Raw genomic sequence first — 16357 nt, forward strand, 5'->3', positions numbered from 1 at the left:
GCTCCATCTCCCGAACTCTGTAATCTCTGGCTTGCGCGCGCCTTCAACGCGCACGACGTCGAAGCCGCAGCGGCGATGTATCATCCGAGGCCTCGATCGTTCAGGTCGACGCGGTTCACGGCGAGACCACAGTTGCGCGCGGCGCGGACGGCATCCGGAAGACGATGGCTGCCTATATCGGCCTCAGGCCGCACATGGATGTGATCACGCACCATACGACGGTGGCCGGCGACTTCGCCATGACGAGGTCGCAGTGGCTAATCAAGGGCGTCGACAAGGACGGCAAGCCAACCGAAGTGCATCACCACGGCATGGAGGTTCACCGCCGGCTGTCCGATGGAACCTGGGTATTCTTCATGGATCATCCATTCGGAGCCGATCCAAGCTGGGCCGTCGGGGGCACCCCCGCACACCGAGTAGTGATGGCGGTAACCGGCTCAGGCTGCTTGCCAGAGCGAGGTGAGCGGCCCACCCGTCCCAGCGACGGGGTCGGAGGGCGGAAATGGCAGGCGCGCGATACGCGCAACCATCTCTGGCGTTGGCGCCTCACGGCAGAGGTCCGGGCTCTGGTCGGGTGGATAAGCCCCGACCACCAGGAAGTCTGCGGTCGCTTCCAGCCGACAATGCGCCGTGCCGACGGGCAGCAGCGCAACATCACCGGCACTGACCGCAACCTCGCGACCATTTGGACCGCCGAGCATGAGCCGGGCGGCTCCAGCAGCGAAGCCAAGCACCTCGTGTGCGGTGGTGTGATAGTGATGATACGAATAGACTCCGTTGCGCCATGCGGCGGGCCAGCCGTTGCGATTGAATGTGGCTTCAAACCTGGCCGCGGGATCTTGGTCGGAGATGTCGAAGACATTTCGATAAAGGAGGACCGGCAAGCGCGTGTTGTTCGGTACCCAGCCGTTTGGTCCCAACCGTAACGCCTCCGGCTTCGGCGCCGTAGCGATGGCGTCAGTCATCGGATTCTCCCTCCAATAGCGGACTGGACAACCTCTTGAACATCATGCGCCTGCTCGGGATGCCATGCGGAACAAGGGTCAACATCCTATTCGGGCTGCCGGTTCCCGGCAGCCCCTTCTGTGTTGCAGCAAACGCAGAACAACGCAACTATAGGTGTGGCTTATGGAGCCATCCGGGGGATCCCGGCTCACTGGATAGGATGGATCTGCATGTCGCCTCTCGTTTCCTTGCTCGCCGAAGTGCCGTTGTTCCAGCTGCTGGATACCGACGAGCGCGCCGCCCTGGCGCAAATGATGGAACAAGCCAGTTTTCCCACCGGCTACATGATCTTCCAGGAAGGGGAGCCCGGTGAGCGGATGTATGTCGTCTGCTCCGGCCAGGTGGAACTGGCGACGACGGACAAGCTGGGCCAGAAGCTTGTGCTGACCACAGCCTCGCGCGGTGACCTGTTCGGCGAATTGTCGTTGCTGGACCACGGCGCCCGCAACGCCCACGCCACGGTCCTTGAGGATGCCGAGTTGCTCGTCCTCGACCGCGCTGCGCTGATCGATTTCGTCCGCCGCCGCCCTGAAGCGGCACTCGACATGATGGCAGTCATGGGCGGCCGCATGCGTGCCACCACCAACCGCCTGCGGCAGATGGCGACCCGCAACGCGAACGAGGAGACGGAAACGAAGCTGACCATGCTGGAGCGCATCACCGATGCCATCGCCGCCTTCAGCGGCAGCCTCTCGTTCCTCGCCCTTCATGCCGTCTGGTTCTCCATCTGGATCGGCATCAATACGATACCGGGCCTGCCCGACTTCGACCCATATCCATTCGGCTTTCTGACGATGTGTGTTTCGCTTGAGGCGATCTTCCTTGCGGTCATCGTGCTGCTCAGCCAGAACCGGCAGTCGGCCAAGGACCGCATCCGCGCCGACGTCGATTTTGAGGTCAATTTGAAGGCCGAGCTCGAGGTCTCGCACCTGCACGACAAGGTCGATCACCTGCACACTGTGCTGCTCAGCCGTCTGCACCAGCTGGAAGCAGGTTTGCGCCGCTGAGATCCTGATCGAGATTCCTCTCAAGCGCCGTACATCGGGGCCGCGCTCGCGCGTGAATCGAGCTATGAAACCGCTCAGTGTGCCAGCATGTAATCCGCCAAGCTGTAGCAATGGCTGGCCTGGTAAGCGTTCCGGCCTCGGTTCATGTGCGTCAGATTGAAAGCCCGGATGGCGCGCAAGACGCGGCGCGTCGCGAGGAACTTGCCGATCGAGCGGCAGCCGCGAACCTTGATGCCGAAGATATCCTCGCCGCGCGGGAAGAAATACCCGACGTCTTCCGGCATCGCGGCGGAGCGCTCAAGAAAGGATATGTCCACCTGAGCCCGCTCGAGCGAATGGTCCGTGGTGAAATCCGAAAGATGCACCAGGAATTTCGCACGGATGCCCTCGCCGTCCGCGTAGAGTGCGAAAAGCTCCATCCAGTTCGCATTGACGCGAACAAGCGCCTTGCCTGGGGTCGACGGCAAGCAGGAGACTGACCAGTACTGCCGCTCGGTCTTGCGCGGAATCGGGATGCAGTCGCGGCCGTAGCGTCGAAGAATCTCCAGGACCTCTTGCGCCTGCGGCCGGCGGAGCAGCTTCTCAAAGCGCGCGACGTACTTGAGACGCAACTCCGGGGAATCCGCGCGCTCGTCGGTGTCGCGCAAGATCGTCCGGCTCTGCATCCAATCGCGTTGCTCCTGGAGGTCCACCAATCGGCGAAGACCGGTAGTGCTCTGGCGACGGGTCGCGTTCACGTCAAATACCTGTAACAAGGAATCCGTGCCCATAAATCGGCATTCGTGTAGTCACAACGCGCGACTGCGGACCGCAAAAACGGCACTTGGTGGAAGTTCGTCACCAAACACACTGCGACCTCCGTATTCATGCGAGTGCGCGCGCTCATCGGCGAGAAGCGTCTCGAGAGATGGTCCCGATGCACGCCGTTCCAAGTAACGCGCCTGATCATCAAGACGCCTGAGCGCCGCCAGCTCTTCGGCATGTCCGAGCTTCGCGCGCCGCACCGCAAGTTTCATGACTTCGATCGTGCGATCGTAAACCTTCAGTGGCACCGGATACGGATGTCGATCCTTGCCGCCATGTGCCAGGGAGAACCGAGCTGGGTCGCTGAACCGATACGGTGCGCCATGGATCACCTCAGCCACCATCGCCAACGCGCGAACAGTACGCGCGCCGACGCCAAGTACGAGCAGGAGTTCGGAAAAGTCCTTCGGCCCGCAATCGGCTGCAGCGGCCAGATTGCCGTGCAAGCGACGGGCGACCACGTCCTTGGCGCGAACGTCATGATGATCGGGCATGACCAGATGTGGCAGCACAGGTTGCGCGGCCGGCATACCCTTGCCCTCGGCTTTGCCGAATTCGCGGACGATCGCGTCGGGGCCGAGGTTCCGGAGAAGGTCGAGTTGGCTGTGCCGCGACAGTTCGGCTCGTCGATCGGTGAGATTGACGATCACGCCCTGATCGACGCCGTCGATGGCGGCATGGGGCGCATCGACGAAACTCTGCAGGCCTTCGGAGAGCCAATGATACCGCCGTGCTTGCCTGCGGTCCCCGTTCATGCCCTGCTGGACGACTACCCAGCGCCCATCATCCGTCACGATGAAACCATGCAGGTAGAGATCAAAACCGTCCTGAACCGCGGCACTATCGACCTTGGCGATGAGCCGGCTCGCTTTGGCGAGCGCGGCGCCATCGACTCCCACACGATCACCGACGGCCATGAGTTCGCCCGGCGTATCGCGCGAATACCTGCCGCGGCCGCCGCAGACGTGGATGCCGAGCTCGCCGGACAGCGGCGTGAGGCCTCGCTTCAATGCGCCGAGCACGCTCGTCGTGATACCGGATGAATGCCAGTCCATGCCCATGACGGCGCCGAACGACTGGAACCAAAAGGGATGAGCGAGCCGACGGAGCAGTTCATCGCGGCCATATTCGATGACGATCGCTTCGCTGATGACGGCGCCAAGGCGCGTCATGCGATCGCCCAGCCATTTGGGCACACGACCGCCGTGAAGCGGGAGATCGGCGCTGCCGGCACGGCTGGCCATCAGGTGGCCTCCGCCAGCACAGGGGCCGTCCGGCGGTGCTCGTCCCTGGCGAACAGGGGCAAATCGTCGCCAGAAAACTCTTGCTCCTCTGGGAAATTCGACACCGTGACGCCCACAAGCCGGATACCCTGAGACGGAGGTAACAGCGATCGGATCAGGTCGAGACTTGTCTGTCGCAGCAGATCGCGGTTGGTCACGGGCGCGCTGAAACTGCGGCTGCGCGTGACCTGGTGGAAATCGGCGAACTTGACCTTGACGGTCACTGTTCGGCCGAACGCCTTAGCCTTCGCACACCAGGCCCAGACCTCGTCCGCCATCGCCAGGACGCCGGCTTCGATTGGCCCTGGTTCTGTCAGGTCATCCTGGAACGTAGTCTCCGACCCGGATGATTTGCGCGGGCGATCGGCCACCACGGGGCGATCGTCCTCGCCATGCGCAATGGCGCGATACCAAGCTGCCGACTTTCCGAAATGCTGCTGCAATAAAGACAGCGGCGCCGACCGGAGATCCGCGCCGGTCTCGATGCCGAGCTTCTGCATCTTCATCGCGGTCACGGGCCCCACGCCATGAAACTTCGCGACCGGCAACGTTTCGACAAACGCACTGCCCATTTCCGGTGCGATCACGAACTGACCATTCGGCTTGCGGTGGTCGGAGGCGAGCTTGGCGAGGAACTTGTTGTACGAAATCCCGGCCGACGCCGTGAGCTGCGTCTCTTCAAGGATACGCGCGCGAATCTCCTTAGCAGTGGCGGAAGCGCTCGGCAGGCCGCGTCGATTTTCGGTGACGTCGAGATAGGCTTCATCGAGCGACAGCGGCTCGACGAGGGACGTGTACTCGGCAAAGATCTGCTGAATCTGGCTCGAGACGGCCCGATAGATCTCGAAGCGCGGGGGCACGAACACGAGATCGGCGCAGAGGCGTAGTGCACTGGTCGATGGCATCGCCGAGCGGACTCCGAAAGCCCGCGCCTCATAACTTGCCGCGAGCACGACGCCGCGCTTCGCGCCGTGGCCGACCGCAACAGGCCGGCCGCGCAGCGTGGAATCGTCGCGCTGTTCGACCGACGCATAGAACGCGTCCATGTCGATGTGAATGATCTTGCGGACGGCGGTTGCGGACATGAACGAAATGTAGCAGGATGAGAACGGAAGGTGAACTACTTTTCCCGGAGCCGTGTATCGTGCCACGCGTAGGTCTCATCTCTGACACTCACGGTCTGTTGCGGCCCGAGGCAGTGACGTTTCTGCGCGGAAGCGATTACATCGTCCACGCCGGCGATATTGGAGAGGCCAACGTACTAGGAGAGCTCAATGCTTTGGCGCCGGTTACGGCGGTACGAGGCAACAACGACAGGGGGTCCTGGGCGGCAGCGATCCCCGAATCGCAAGTTCTCCAGGTGGACGACGTCTTTATATACGTCCTCCACAACGTGGCGGAGCTGGACCTCGATCCTGTTGCAGCCGGATTCAAGGTCGTTGTGTCGGGGCATTCGCACCAGCCGTCGGTGGAGGAGCGAGACGGAGTGTTCTATGTCAACCCCGGCAGTTCCGGTCCCCGCCGGTTCAAATTGCCGATTACGGTAGCGGAACTCGATATTGCGGGCCATTCCGTTAGAGCGCGGGTGGTGGAACTCCAAATGGCATGAGCGGATGGCTCCGGCCAGACGTCGCCCTAGGTGCGACCGAGCCGGTTCGTAAGCCCAACAGCGTCTTGAGGCCGGGCCGGCGACGGTTGACTTCATACGACAGCTGGCGACCGGTCATGCCGCAGGGCATGATGACATCAGTTAGCAGCAGATCGATGGCTGTTGGCTCCTCAAGAGTACCCAATGCCGATGGTCGTCCTGATTTTGCCAAGCCCTCGACGGAGTCGCCGCGAACGCAAAGTGCCGGCACACGAAGGCGCGACACTGCGTCAGCCAGCCGCGCCTTCCCTCGCGGCGTGGACCCTCGATTGCAACAGATCAATGCTCCTGGGTAAGGACCAGTGCGGTATAGGGGCCGATTCCGATCGCGCCATGAAAATCCAGGCCATCGTACCTGCCCGGCTTAGCGACCATGTGATAGCCGGGATGGTTGGAGAAATCTGAGCTGTATCCGGACCAGTCGCTGTTGAAGCGCACGCGCCAGTCGCCAGGGCGCGGAAAGCCGATCGTGTAGCTGTCGTAAGCGCGGTTGGCGAGATTGAGCACGACAATCACGTCATCGCCAGCGCCGCCGCGGTCCCAGCGGTGAAAGGCGATCACCTTATCCGCATCATTGCAGTGGAAAACATTGACGCTGTGTCCTTGGAGGCCTGCGAACCGCGCGCGATCTCGCCGCATCCGAACCAGATCCTGATACAGTCGAAAGATCCCCACAAACCGCTGCTTCTTCGACCAGTCGAGAGGGTCTATATCCCGGAACCACTCATCCTCGAGGAACTCCTGCCCCTGGAAGATCATCGGAATTCCGGGCGCCGTAAAGACCAACACCGCACCGAGGGCCGATCGCTTCCGTGCGAACCAGCCGCCAGGGTCCTGCGACGCGATATCCTGCGGCAGACGGGCACGGCCGTTGGCGACCTCGTCGTGCGATTCTGTGTAAATCACGCGCTCGAAGGCATCACCATTGTAGCGGCTGCTGATCGCCTCACGCAGGTCCGCCATGCTTCGATCCTCATCTCGGCCGGCGATCAGGGCGCGGCGCACCGGATGAACAAAGTTTGCCGCCCACTGCGATCCAAAGCCCGCACCACCAGCATCCACATCCCGCGTCAGCCACGGATTGTCCTGCAGATCCTCCGCGATGCTGATCTTCCAGGGCCAGCGCGTGCCGATCTCGCGGTTGATCCACTGCATCAGGCTGAAACCGTCGGGCAGGGCTTGGCCCGGGTCGCCCTGGTCTCCGAAGACGGTGCGGATGTAGAGCGTCATATCCCAACGCAGACCGTCAGCGTGAAATTCATCTAGCCAGTAAAGCCCATTGTCGCGCAGGTACTGGCGAACCTCACCGCGCCCGTAATCTGGCCTGCCAGTCTCGCTCCACGGCGTCCAAGATCGCCAATCATTGTAGAAGTAGATGCCACCCTTTCCGGGCTCAAGCTCGCCGTCGAACTGCCACGTGGTCAGATCGTTCGGCCCCAGGTGGTTGTAGACGACATCGATGATGACCGCGAGTCCGAGGCCATGTGCGCCCTTGATGAAGGCCTTCAGATCATTTGCGCCGGCGTACTTGCTTTCCACGGCAAAGATGTCGCTGGGATTGTAACCCCATGAAAAGTCACCGGGGAACTCCGTGAGCGGCATAATCTGAACGGCATTCGCGCCGAGCTCGGCAACATGGGGCAAGCGCTCGATCGCCATTGCGAGATTTCCCGGTTCTCCGCCTTGCACGTCATTGAAGGTGCCGAGATGCATTTCGTAGATGACAAGTTCATTCCAGGCCGGCATCCAGAAGGCGTCGCCGGCCCAGTCAAAGCTATCGACATCGACGATGACGGAAGGCCCATTCGAATGATCAACGTCGCGCGCATAGGGATCCTTACGCTCGAGGCGCTGCGAACCATTCCAGATGACATAGCCGTATCGCTGGCCCGCGCGGGCACCGGTGACCTCACCCGACCAATAGCCCCCGCCCTCGTGAACAAGCCGGTTACGATCATCCCCCCAATCATTAAAGTCGCCGACAACGGCGATGGCATCGGCGTTCGGGGCCCACACACGGAAGGACACCCCGCCGGGGAACAGCCGCGACCCCATTCCTGGTCTTGACGACGGCGCACCGCGCACGGGCTCAGTTGTCTCCATCATATCAAGCATGGAGCCGCTCCCGCCTCAAGTCGGAGATCGGCTATCATCGCATTTTGTCAGGATCGCGTCCATCCGGGTCGGATTGAAGAGGCCGCGACTATGCACAGCTGCGAAGCTGCTGGTCGCGCCATTGCTCAATAACTACTATGGTACGTTCTCTTTGCGGAGGAGGGATACCTAAGGGTGGTGGCAGTACGGCCTGCTCTTTTTTCGGACCGATAGGTTCTTGCCAACCATTTTCGGGACGCAGAGGAAAAGACGATGACCCAATCGAAATGGAAGCATGACGGCGTTCGGGTAGTTCCTGGTGATTCGCTCGATGCGAATACAGCCCAAACTCCGGGCATGGATCGCCGCGCGGCCATTAATTACGCACGTGTCGGTGCTCAGAAATTGTGGGTTGGCACCGTTCACATTCATCCGAATGCCAAGACGGGCGCGCACCACCACGGGCCCCTCGAAAGCGTCATTTATGTGGTACGCGGCAGGGCTCGCATGCGGTGGGGCGAGCAACTCGAATTCGTCGCTGAAGCCGGGCCCGGGGATTTCATCTATGTTCCTCCCTACGTCCCCCATCAGGAGATCAACGCCTCCCCCAACGAAGAGCTGGAATGCGTCCTGGTCCGGAGCGACGGCGAAGCAGTGGTGGTCAATCTCGACGTGGAACCGGTCGAGCGTCCAGAAACCGTCAAGTGGATTGACCCAATCCACAAGGACTGACACGACGCATCTTCTTTATGACGACTCTGCATGCCTTGCTCCGTCTGCTTGTTCCAGCAGATGAAGTTGCCGCTTTTCAATCTATCAAGCGACCCTTAGTCGCCGCTCGACGAGACGGACCCAGAGGCTTGCGCCGATCGACAACAGAGCGTCATTGAAATCATAGCGCGGATCGTGGGCGCATGCCTGATGACCGGTGTCACCTTGTCCCAGCAAGAAGTAGCAACCCGGCTTCACCTGCAGCATGTAGGAGAAATCCTCCGAGCCCATCTCAGGCGGCGGATTGCGCAAGACGTTTTCGTCTCCCACGACATCGTCGGCTACCGAGGCCATGAAATCGGCCTGTGGCGCGCTATTGATGGTTGGCGGAAAGATCCGGTTGTACGAGCAGGTGGCGGTGGCGCCGAAGGCGGCGGCCAGCCCGTTAGCCGTGCGGCGGATGGCCGCTTCGAGGCGATCGCGCACCTCTGGATCGAAGGTCCGGACGGTTCCGGCGATCACGGCCTGCTCGGGAATGACATTGAAGGTGCGGCCCGCACGCATCTGTGTGACTGAAACGACCGCTGGCTTGGCGGCTTCGATCTCGCGGCCGGGAATCGCTTCGAGCGCAAGGATAAGACGCGCCGCGATCGGGATAGGGTCGATAGCGAAGTGCGGCGTCGCCGCGTGGCCGCCGCGTCCGGTGATCGCGATTTCAAACTGGTCGGCACTGGCGGCCACCGCTCCGTCATAGATCACGACCTGCCCGAATGGCCGCTCGGAGTTGTGCAGCGCATAGACCTCATCCGCAGGGAAGCGCGTGAACAGTCCTTCCTCCAGCATCGCCTTCGCTCCGCCGAGCCCTTCCTCCGCGGGCTGGAACACGAAATGTACCGTGCCCTTGAACTTCGGCTGCAAAGCGAGGCAACGGGCAGCGCCCAGCAGCATGGCGACGTGGCCATCGTGGCCACACGCATGCATCCGGCCCGGATGTCGGGATGCATAGGGATGGTCCTGCAGCTCGGTCATCGGCAGTGCATCCATGTCCGCACGGATCGTGATGGCGTCGCCAGGTCCAAGAGCACCGCGGAGCGTGCCAACCACGCCTGTGCCAGCGATCCCCGTCACCGTATCGATGCCCCAGCCGCGCAGCCTTTCGGCAATGAAGTGCGCGGTCGCATGCTCCTCGAACCCCAGCTCAGGATGGGCATGGAGGTGCCGCCGCCACTCGGTCATCTCGCTTTGAATGCCCTGGACAGACTCATTGATCTGCATATGGCCCCTGACGTTCCATGGATGAATGGGCACTATAACCTGGCGCCGCGCTTGCTTCGCGACTGAATCCAGCCGACGAGCCCCAGCAGGCAGGCAGAGAACGCGATGAGCAGAATGGCAGCGGCGGCTATGGCGGGGCTGACCGATTCCCGTACGCCGCTAAAGATTAGCCGCGGCAACGTGCGCTGCTCGGCCACCGACAGGAAGCTCGCCACCACCACCTCGTCGAAAGAAATGATGAAGGCGATCAACGCTCCGGTTGCCACGCCCGGCGCGATCAGCGGCAGCAGCACGCGGACCACGGCTTGAGCATGGCCGGCGCCGAGTGAGGCGGCAGCACGCATCAAGGTGCGATCGAAGCCAGCGAGGCTGGCGGTAACCGTGGTGAGCACGACCGGAACGGCGAGCGCGGCATGGGTCAGCACCAACGACAGCCGATTTCCAACCAAGCCCAGGGTCGCATAGAACGAAAAGGATGCCACGCCGACGATGACAATCGGCGCGACCAGCGGCGCGGCGGCGACGGCATAGATCAGCTTGCGGCCTGGAAATGAGCCCCAGGCGAGGCCGATCGCCGCTAGTACGCCCATGATGGTGGCCAGCATCGTCGAGGAGACGCCGACCAGTAGCGAGTTCCACAACGCACCGACCCAGCGGGGATCGGTCACGACTTCCTCGTACCACCGCAAGGAGACCCCGGGCGTTGGAAATATCAGCGTGTTCCCGCTGGTGAGGGAAACCGGGACTATGACCAGCAAGGGCAGAAGCAGGAATGCCAGCACCAACAGGGTATGGGAATACATCGCCCAGCGCCGGACGCGTTCCGCGCGGAAGGTCATGCTGCGCTCCTCCGCGCCACCAGGCCCCGGCCCAGCATCAGGGCGCACCACGTCAGCACCAGAAGAAGCAGGAGCTGGATGGAGAGAGCTGCCGCCAACCCCCAGTTCAACGTGTTGTTGGTATAGAAGGCGATGAAGGAGGAGATCATCTGCTCCTTCGGCCCGCCGATCAGCGCCGGCGTGATGTAGTAGCCGAGCGAAAACACGAAGACGATGCCGCATCCGGCCAGGATTCCCGGCATGATCAGGGGCAGTTGCACGCGCCGCCAGGCCGTGAACCAGGGCGCCCCGAGGGACAGGGCCGCCTTCATGTAGTCCTTCGGCGTGCGTCGCATCACGGCCACGATCGAGAGGATCATCATGGGCAGCAGCACCTGCACCATGGCGATGTAGAGCGATGTCCGCGTGTAGATCAGGTCCAGCGGCTCGACGATGATGCCAAGAAACTGCAGTCCGCCATTCACTGGCCCGTTGGCCTGCAGCAGGATGATCCAGATGACCGTCCGAATCAGAAGCGACGTCCACAGCGGAAACAGGATGAGGGCGATCAACACCCTGCTCGCCGTCGGGCCGACCGCCACAATGGCATGCGCTACTGGAAGCGCCACGACGGCGCAGACGAGGGTGACGACGACGCTGATCCAGATCGTCCGCAGCAGCACTTGCACGAACACTGCCTGACCCGCCGGTGCCGGCGCGACCGACCCCTCGGCGGTCCTGCGCAGATCAAGGCTGGAGAGCAGGTAGAAATCAGTCAACCGGGCGGAATCGTCGGCGATCGTCGACCAGACCTCGACCCGGTTCCATTCCGGAAAGTGCTGCAGCATGGCCGCGCGTGGCGCCGTCTCGAAAGCGCCCTCCTCGGCGAGCTTCGCGGTCTTCAAGATCAGGTAGCGGGTGCCGACCAGCCGCTGATTGATCAGCTGCGCGACAATGCCATCGGTCTTCCGGCTGCGTGCATCGGCCAGATCCTGCGCCAGGGCGCCAAAGACGTCTTCCCCCGGCACACCGTCCGCACGCTGCCACGTGGCCAGCGCGGCGACCGTTCTTGGCAGGTTGTCGACAATGTCGGAATTATCGACCGCCAGGTACAGGAACCTGCCCAGCGGCCACAAGAAGGTTAGCACGAGGAAAATCACCAGCGGAGCGACGCAGGCCGCGTATCCCCAGCCGCGGAATCGACGCGCGAAAGGACGAGCGCGCAATGCAGATGGCGCGCCCGTCCAGACGGCCGTGCCGGTCACTGCGCCAGCCAAGCCTTGAACCGTTCCTCGAGCGACTCCTTGTTCTCCACCCAGAAGGCGTCGTCGTAGCTTGCGCCATGCTTGATGTGGTGCGGCGCGGTCGGCAACTGATCGAGCTTTTCCTTCGCCACGAAATCAGCGGCCTCTTTGCGCCCGGTACCATAGGCGTAGAGGTTGGAGAAGCCGGCCTGGTTCTGCGGTTCCGAGAACCAGGTGAGGAGCTTGAGCGTCGCCTCGCGGTGCGGCGCGCCCTTCACCAGCGCCCACAGATCGGTGCCGTAGAAGAAACCGGCCTCCCACACGATGACGTAGTTCTTGCCTTCTTTCTCGATGTCGTTGGACACGCGCGCATTGTATTGATCGGTCATCACGACCTCGCCGGACGCAAGGTTCTGCATCGCTTGCGTCGAAGTATTCCACCAGACGACATGGGGCCGGATCTGGTCCAGCTTCGCGAACGCCCTGTCCACGCCACCAGGCTTGCGCAACTCGTTATAGACCTCCGAAGGCGGCACGCCGTCGGCCATCATGACATTCTCCAGCGTGTACTGCGCCTGCGCCAGCATGCCCCGCTTGCCGGGAAACTTCTCGACGTTCCAATAGTCCGCCCAGCTCTTCGGCCCCTCGCCCTTAATCCGATCGGCATTGTAGGCGAGAATGGTCGCCCAGGTGTCGGAGGCGACGCCGCACTCATGGATCGTGCCGGGCAGATAGCTGGCCGGATCACCTGTCACCGACGCCGGCAGCGGTTCGAACAGCCCTTCGGCACAGCCGATCTCGACGCTGGGTGCTTCCGCGGCCACCAGATCCCACACGACATTTCCGCTCTGCACCTGTGCGCGCACCTTTGCGATCTCGCCGGCCCATTCCTCGATCACGATCTTCGTGCCGGTCTTCTCGGTGTAGCGATCCCAGACGCCTTCCTTATAGGCCTTGTCCCAGTTCCCGCCCCACCCGACGACGGTGATCGGCCCCTCCTCCGCCCACGTCACGGAGACCGCCGGAACTGCCAGCATCAACATCGCCGCGCCTAGCGCACATCTCATCCTCATGATCCTGCTCCCTTCCGCTGATTAACATCGCTATTATTTGATCAAATCTATTCTCACGTTTTTCCCTGGTGAGCAAGAATTAAATAAGCTATAGCTGCCGTTGCATTGCCCAGCGACGCGAGGGTTTGATCAAATCATGTCAACAATCCAGTCTCGACGAAGCAACATCGATTTGGACGCCAGCCTCGCCGAAAGCCGGGAACGCTTCGTGGCGGCGAATCCGAAGAGCCGTTCGCGGCAGGCCGACGCGTCGCACGCGCTGCCCGGCGGCAGCACGCGCGCCGTCCTATGGTATCCGCCCTTTCCTCTCGCGATCGCGCGGGGCGAAGGCTGCTATGTCGAGGACCTGGACGGACATCGATATGCGGATCTCGTGTCCGAATACAGTGCGGGTCTCTATGGACATTCCGACCCCGCGATCGCGGATGCCTTGTGCCGCGCCATCCGCGAGGGGATCTCCCTCGGCGCTCCCAACGTCTACGAGGCTCGCCTTGCCGCGGCCATCGTGGAGCGTTTCCCGGCGATCGAGCGGGTCAGGTTCTGCAATTCGGGAACCGAAGCCAACATCATGGCGCTATCGACCGCGCGAGCCCTGACGCGGCGCGAGAAGGTGCTGGTCTTCCACGAGGGTTATCACGGCGGTGTCCTGACCTTCGCCCATGGCGGCTCTCGGCTCAATCTGCCGTTCCCCTATGTCCTTGGCGAATACAACAAGGTTGAGAGCACGGACCGAGCCATTCGGCGCGAAGCATCCAACCTTGCAGCCGTCATCGTCGAGCCGATGATGGGCGGCGGCGGCTGCATTCCCGCCACTCCGGAGTTCCTTTCGATATTGCGTAGCGCCACACGTGACATTGGCGCGCTGCTGATCTTTGACGAGGTCATGACATCACGCCTGTCCTATCGCGGCCTTCACGGGGAGCTCGGAATACATCCGGACCTGGTGACGCTCGGAAAGTATATTGGCGGAGGGTCAAGCTTCGGCGCATTCGGCGGCCGGGCGGACATCATGGACCGCTTCGATCCGTCCACACCCGAGGCATTCCCGCACGGCGGCACCTTCAACAACAATATCCTCAGCATGGTCGCCGGTCTCACCGGCCTCGAGAAGGTCCTGACGCGCGAGGCCAGCGCGCGGATGAACGATCTGGGGGACCGCTTGCGCGCGAAGCTCCAGCACCTGCTCGACCGCCATCAGATATCCGCCGTCCTCCTTGGCCGCGGGTCGCTGATGAACCTGCATTTCGTGTCCGGCCCTGTCACCCAGCCACAGCAACTCGCCCACGCCGATCGTCGCCATCTGCAGCTCTGGCACCTCGAGATGCTCGCCCGCGGCCAGCATGTGACGCCGCGCGGACTTCTCGCCCTGTCGTTGCCATTCGGCGAGGACGAGGCCGACGCGTTCACTGAAGCGATGGAGGACTTTGTCGTGACGCACAAAGCGGTCCTGCCGCGCACGGAGAGCAGGGCATGAGGCAAGGCGCGCATTCCACACGGCCGGAAGCCGATCTGGCGGGGGACGGCCAGCACGGCACGGCGCATGAGCGAATCTACGAATCACTCAAGGCCGCGTTGATGAACGGCGCCTTCTGGCCGGGCGAACGCCTGGTCGTGCGGGATCTCGCCGAGCGATTCAGCACCAGCCCGATGCCGGTCCGGGAGGCCCTGCGCCGTTTGGTGAGTGAGCAGGCGCTGTCCAATCACCCCAATCGCGGCGTGATCGTCCCGCCGGCGACGGTCGAGAGCATCGCGGATCTGCAGCGGGTGCGCTGCTCGATCGAGGGTGCGGCGACGGAGTGGGCCGCCGCGACCATCACCGCCGCGGAAATCAAGAAGCTCAAGAGCCTCAACGATCGCATGCTTGCGTGCACGCGGCAGCGCGATCCTTCCGACTATCTCGCGCTGAATACCGAGTTCCACTTCACGATCTACAAAGCGGCCCGCTCCGGCATCCTGATCCCGATCATCGAAGGATTGTGGCTGCAGGCCGGCCCGCGCCTCAACATCATGCGCGGCGAGGCGACGATCGGCATGGGGATGGATCATCACCAGGAAATTGTCGCCGCCCTGCTCGAGGGAGATGGCGCGCGCGCTCGCAGGGCTCTGGTGCGCGACATTTCCGACGCGGCCGACATCATGCTGCGCGCAGCCGCTGCCGATGGCGGGCAGATCTCCATGGAACGACCCCGTGTGGGCCGCAAACCGGCGAGCGGACGCAAGGTCGCGGCTGCGGAGCGACCCAGGCTCCGCAAGGCGCAGCGATGATCGGGCAGGCGACGGCCCCCCGTGGCCACCAGGATGTCCACGTCACCTTCGCCGGCGTCGGCAAGATGTTCGATGCCAAGAACTGGGCGGTCAGGGACCTGAATCTCGACGTCGTCCGGGGCGAGTTCCTCACGCTGCTCGGCCCATCCGGCTCCGGCAAGACCACCTCGCTGATGATGCTGGCGGGCTTCGAGGCACCGACCACCGGCGAGATCCGCATGGATGGTCGCCGGATAGACCAGATCCCAGCCAATCGCCGCGGCATCGGCCTGGTGTTCCAGAACTACGCGCTCTTTCCGCACATGACGGTCGCCGAGAATTTGGCATTTCCGCTTCAGGTCCGGCGCCAGTCCCGCGCCGAAGTGGAGAGCCGCGTGCGAAGGGTTCTGGAGATGGTGCAGCTGCGTGGCAAGGAATTGCGCCGGCCGGACCAGCTTTCGGGCGGCCAGCAGCAGCGGGTGGCGGTCGCGCGCGCCCTTATATTCGAACCGAAGCTGGTGCTTATGGACGAGCCACTCGGCGCGCTCGACAAGCAGCTGCGCGAGCAGATGCAGCTCGAGATCAAGCACATCCACGAGCGGCTCGGCGTAACCTTTGTCTACGTCACGCACGATCAGGCCGAAGCCTTGACCATGTCGACGCGCATTGCTGTGTTCAATCAGGGTGCCGTGCAGCAACTGGCCACTCCGGCGGAACTGTATGAGCGGCCGGCAACCAGCTTCGTCGCCAGCTTCATCGGCGAGAACAACCGCCTGACCGGACAGATCGTGGGTGATGAAGGCGCCGCTGTCCTGGTGCGCCTCGAGACCGGGGCAATGATCAGGGCCCACACTCATGAGCATCTGAGGCGCACCGGCGCCAGGACCTCGCTATCGATCCGCCCAGAGCGAGCGGACATCGTGCAGGGCGAACGCTCCTGCGACAATGAGCTGACCGCCAAGGTGGCGGAGGTCGTCTATGCCGGCGATCACCTGCGAATCGTTCTGGACGCGCCGGAAATGCGCGGCTTCGTGGTGAAGAAACCGAACACCGCCGGATTGACCGCAATGGCCCCGGGGCAGATCGTCCGCGTGGGTTGGCGGGCGGACGATTGCCTGGCCCTGGACGCCTGAGGGCACCGGTGAAAAGTC

Annotated in this window: 15 protein-coding genes; 6 read left to right on the top strand and 9 right to left on the bottom strand. The window is 62.7% G+C overall.

Annotated elements, in window-relative coordinates:
- Positions 1-437: 437 nt before the first annotated feature.
- A complete protein-coding gene (locus tag DTX69_RS06440; RefSeq protein ID WP_119300685.1) occupies positions 438-965 on the bottom strand; it encodes a cupin in 528 nt (175 codons plus the stop codon).
- Positions 966-1175: 210 nt separating this feature from the next.
- On the opposite strand from DTX69_RS06440, the gene DTX69_RS06445 reads away from it, so the two are divergent.
- The gene (locus tag DTX69_RS06445) at positions 1176-2012 is read left to right on the top strand and encodes a DUF1003 domain-containing protein (RefSeq protein ID WP_119300686.1); all 837 of its coding nucleotides are present in this window, start codon (positions 1176-1178) and stop codon (positions 2010-2012) included.
- A gap of 74 nt (positions 2013-2086) precedes the next feature.
- Here DTX69_RS06445 and DTX69_RS06450 read toward each other — a convergent pair whose 3' ends face one another.
- The 3 genes from DTX69_RS06450 to dinB form a co-directional block, all read right to left on the bottom strand.
- On the bottom strand, positions 2087-2677 hold the full coding sequence (locus DTX69_RS06450) for a hypothetical protein (protein WP_284735585.1): 591 nt from the start codon (positions 2675-2677) through the stop codon (positions 2087-2089).
- A 123-nt stretch (positions 2678-2800) separates the two neighbouring features.
- Complete coding sequence (locus DTX69_RS06455) at positions 2801-4060, bottom strand: DUF763 domain-containing protein (protein ID WP_119300687.1); 1260 nt, start codon at positions 4058-4060, stop codon at positions 2801-2803.
- Positions 4060-5184, bottom strand: coding sequence for a DNA polymerase IV (gene dinB, locus DTX69_RS06460; RefSeq protein WP_119300688.1), 1125 nt, complete (start codon positions 5182-5184; stop codon positions 4060-4062). Before dinB ends, DTX69_RS06455 begins: the two co-directional genes overlap by 1 nt.
- Positions 5185-5201: 17 nt before the next feature.
- Between dinB and DTX69_RS06465 the strand changes: the two genes are divergently transcribed.
- Entirely contained in the window at positions 5202-5708 is a 507-nt protein-coding gene (locus DTX69_RS06465; RefSeq protein ID WP_284735586.1) for a metallophosphoesterase family protein, read from the top strand.
- 318 nt (positions 5709-6026) lie between these two features.
- On the opposite strand, the gene DTX69_RS06470 is transcribed toward DTX69_RS06465, so the two are convergent.
- Positions 6027-7862 carry an alpha-amylase family glycosyl hydrolase gene (locus DTX69_RS06470; RefSeq protein WP_284735587.1) on the bottom strand — a complete coding sequence of 612 codons (1836 nt, stop codon included), beginning with the start codon at positions 7860-7862 and terminating at the stop codon, positions 6027-6029.
- Between the two features lie 252 nt (positions 7863-8114).
- Here DTX69_RS06470 and DTX69_RS06475 point away from each other — a divergent pair, with 252 nt between their 5' ends.
- Positions 8115-8573 (top strand): cupin domain-containing protein, encoded by a 459-nt coding sequence (locus DTX69_RS06475; RefSeq protein ID WP_119300690.1) that lies wholly within the window; start codon positions 8115-8117, stop codon positions 8571-8573.
- 84 nt (positions 8574-8657) lie between these two features.
- On the opposite strand, the gene DTX69_RS06480 is transcribed toward DTX69_RS06475, so the two are convergent.
- From DTX69_RS06480 to DTX69_RS06495, 4 genes are all read right to left on the bottom strand, one after another.
- The gene (locus tag DTX69_RS06480) at positions 8658-9827 is read right to left on the bottom strand and encodes a M20 aminoacylase family protein (protein WP_119300691.1); all 1170 of its coding nucleotides are present in this window, start codon (positions 9825-9827) and stop codon (positions 8658-8660) included.
- Between the two features lie 32 nt (positions 9828-9859).
- Positions 9860-10666 (bottom strand): ABC transporter permease, encoded by an 807-nt coding sequence (locus DTX69_RS06485; protein ID WP_119300692.1) that lies wholly within the window; start codon positions 10664-10666, stop codon positions 9860-9862.
- Positions 10663-11793, bottom strand: a complete 1131-nt coding sequence (locus tag DTX69_RS06490; RefSeq protein ID WP_162916751.1) for an ABC transporter permease — start codon at positions 11791-11793, stop codon at positions 10663-10665. The genes DTX69_RS06485 and DTX69_RS06490 overlap by 4 nt, the downstream gene beginning before the upstream one ends.
- A 113-nt stretch (positions 11794-11906) precedes the next feature.
- Complete coding sequence (locus DTX69_RS06495; protein WP_119300694.1) at positions 11907-12962, bottom strand: ABC transporter substrate-binding protein; 1056 nt, start codon at positions 12960-12962, stop codon at positions 11907-11909.
- Between the two features lie 208 nt (positions 12963-13170).
- On the opposite strand from DTX69_RS06495, the gene DTX69_RS06500 reads away from it, so the two are divergent.
- The 3 genes from DTX69_RS06500 to DTX69_RS06510 are packed head-to-tail and all read left to right on the top strand — an operon-like array spanning position 13171 to position 16339.
- Entirely contained in the window at positions 13171-14436 is a 1266-nt protein-coding gene (locus DTX69_RS06500; protein ID WP_284735588.1) for an aspartate aminotransferase family protein, read from the top strand.
- Positions 14433-15227: a GntR family transcriptional regulator gene (locus DTX69_RS06505; RefSeq protein WP_119300696.1), complete on the top strand. Its 795-nt coding sequence runs from the start codon at positions 14433-14435 to the stop codon at positions 15225-15227. Before DTX69_RS06500 ends, DTX69_RS06505 begins: the two co-directional genes overlap by 4 nt.
- A complete protein-coding gene (locus DTX69_RS06510; RefSeq protein ID WP_119300697.1) occupies positions 15224-16339 on the top strand; it encodes an ABC transporter ATP-binding protein in 1116 nt (371 codons plus the stop codon). Before DTX69_RS06505 ends, DTX69_RS06510 begins: the two co-directional genes overlap by 4 nt.
- Positions 16340-16357: the final 18 nt, after the last annotated feature.

It is taken from the genome of Dongia deserti (genome assembly GCF_003574735.1).
GTDB lineage: Bacteria > Pseudomonadota > Alphaproteobacteria > Dongiales > Dongiaceae > Dongia_A > Dongia_A deserti.

Excerpts from the sequence above, each read along its gene's own strand:
- DTX69_RS06440 (WP_119300685.1), bottom strand. The coding sequence starts at position 965 with ATGACTGACGCCATCGCTACGGCGCCGAAGCCGGAGGCGTTACGGTTG.
- DTX69_RS06445 (WP_119300686.1), top strand. The coding sequence starts at position 1,176 with ATGTCGCCTCTCGTTTCCTTGCTCGCCGAAGTGCCGTTGTTCCAGCTG.
- DTX69_RS06450 (WP_284735585.1), bottom strand. The coding sequence starts at position 2,677 with ATGCAGAGCCGGACGATCTTGCGCGACACCGACGAGCGCGCGGATTCC.
- DTX69_RS06455 (WP_119300687.1), bottom strand. The coding sequence starts at position 4,060 with ATGGCCAGCCGTGCCGGCAGCGCCGATCTCCCGCTTCACGGCGGTCGT.
- dinB (WP_119300688.1), bottom strand. The coding sequence starts at position 5,184 with ATGTCCGCAACCGCCGTCCGCAAGATCATTCACATCGACATGGACGCG.
- DTX69_RS06465 (WP_284735586.1), top strand. The coding sequence starts at position 5,202 with ATGAGAACGGAAGGTGAACTACTTTTCCCGGAGCCGTGTATCGTGCCA.
- DTX69_RS06470 (WP_284735587.1), bottom strand. The coding sequence starts at position 7,862 with ATGCTTGATATGATGGAGACAACTGAGCCCGTGCGCGGTGCGCCGTCG.
- DTX69_RS06475 (WP_119300690.1), top strand. The coding sequence starts at position 8,115 with ATGACCCAATCGAAATGGAAGCATGACGGCGTTCGGGTAGTTCCTGGT.
- DTX69_RS06480 (WP_119300691.1), bottom strand. The coding sequence starts at position 9,827 with ATGCAGATCAATGAGTCTGTCCAGGGCATTCAAAGCGAGATGACCGAG.
- DTX69_RS06485 (WP_119300692.1), bottom strand. The coding sequence starts at position 10,666 with ATGACCTTCCGCGCGGAACGCGTCCGGCGCTGGGCGATGTATTCCCAT.
- DTX69_RS06495 (WP_119300694.1), bottom strand. The coding sequence starts at position 12,962 with ATGAGGATGAGATGTGCGCTAGGCGCGGCGATGTTGATGCTGGCAGTT.
- DTX69_RS06505 (WP_119300696.1), top strand. The coding sequence starts at position 14,433 with ATGAGGCAAGGCGCGCATTCCACACGGCCGGAAGCCGATCTGGCGGGG.
- DTX69_RS06510 (WP_119300697.1), top strand. The coding sequence starts at position 15,224 with ATGATCGGGCAGGCGACGGCCCCCCGTGGCCACCAGGATGTCCACGTC.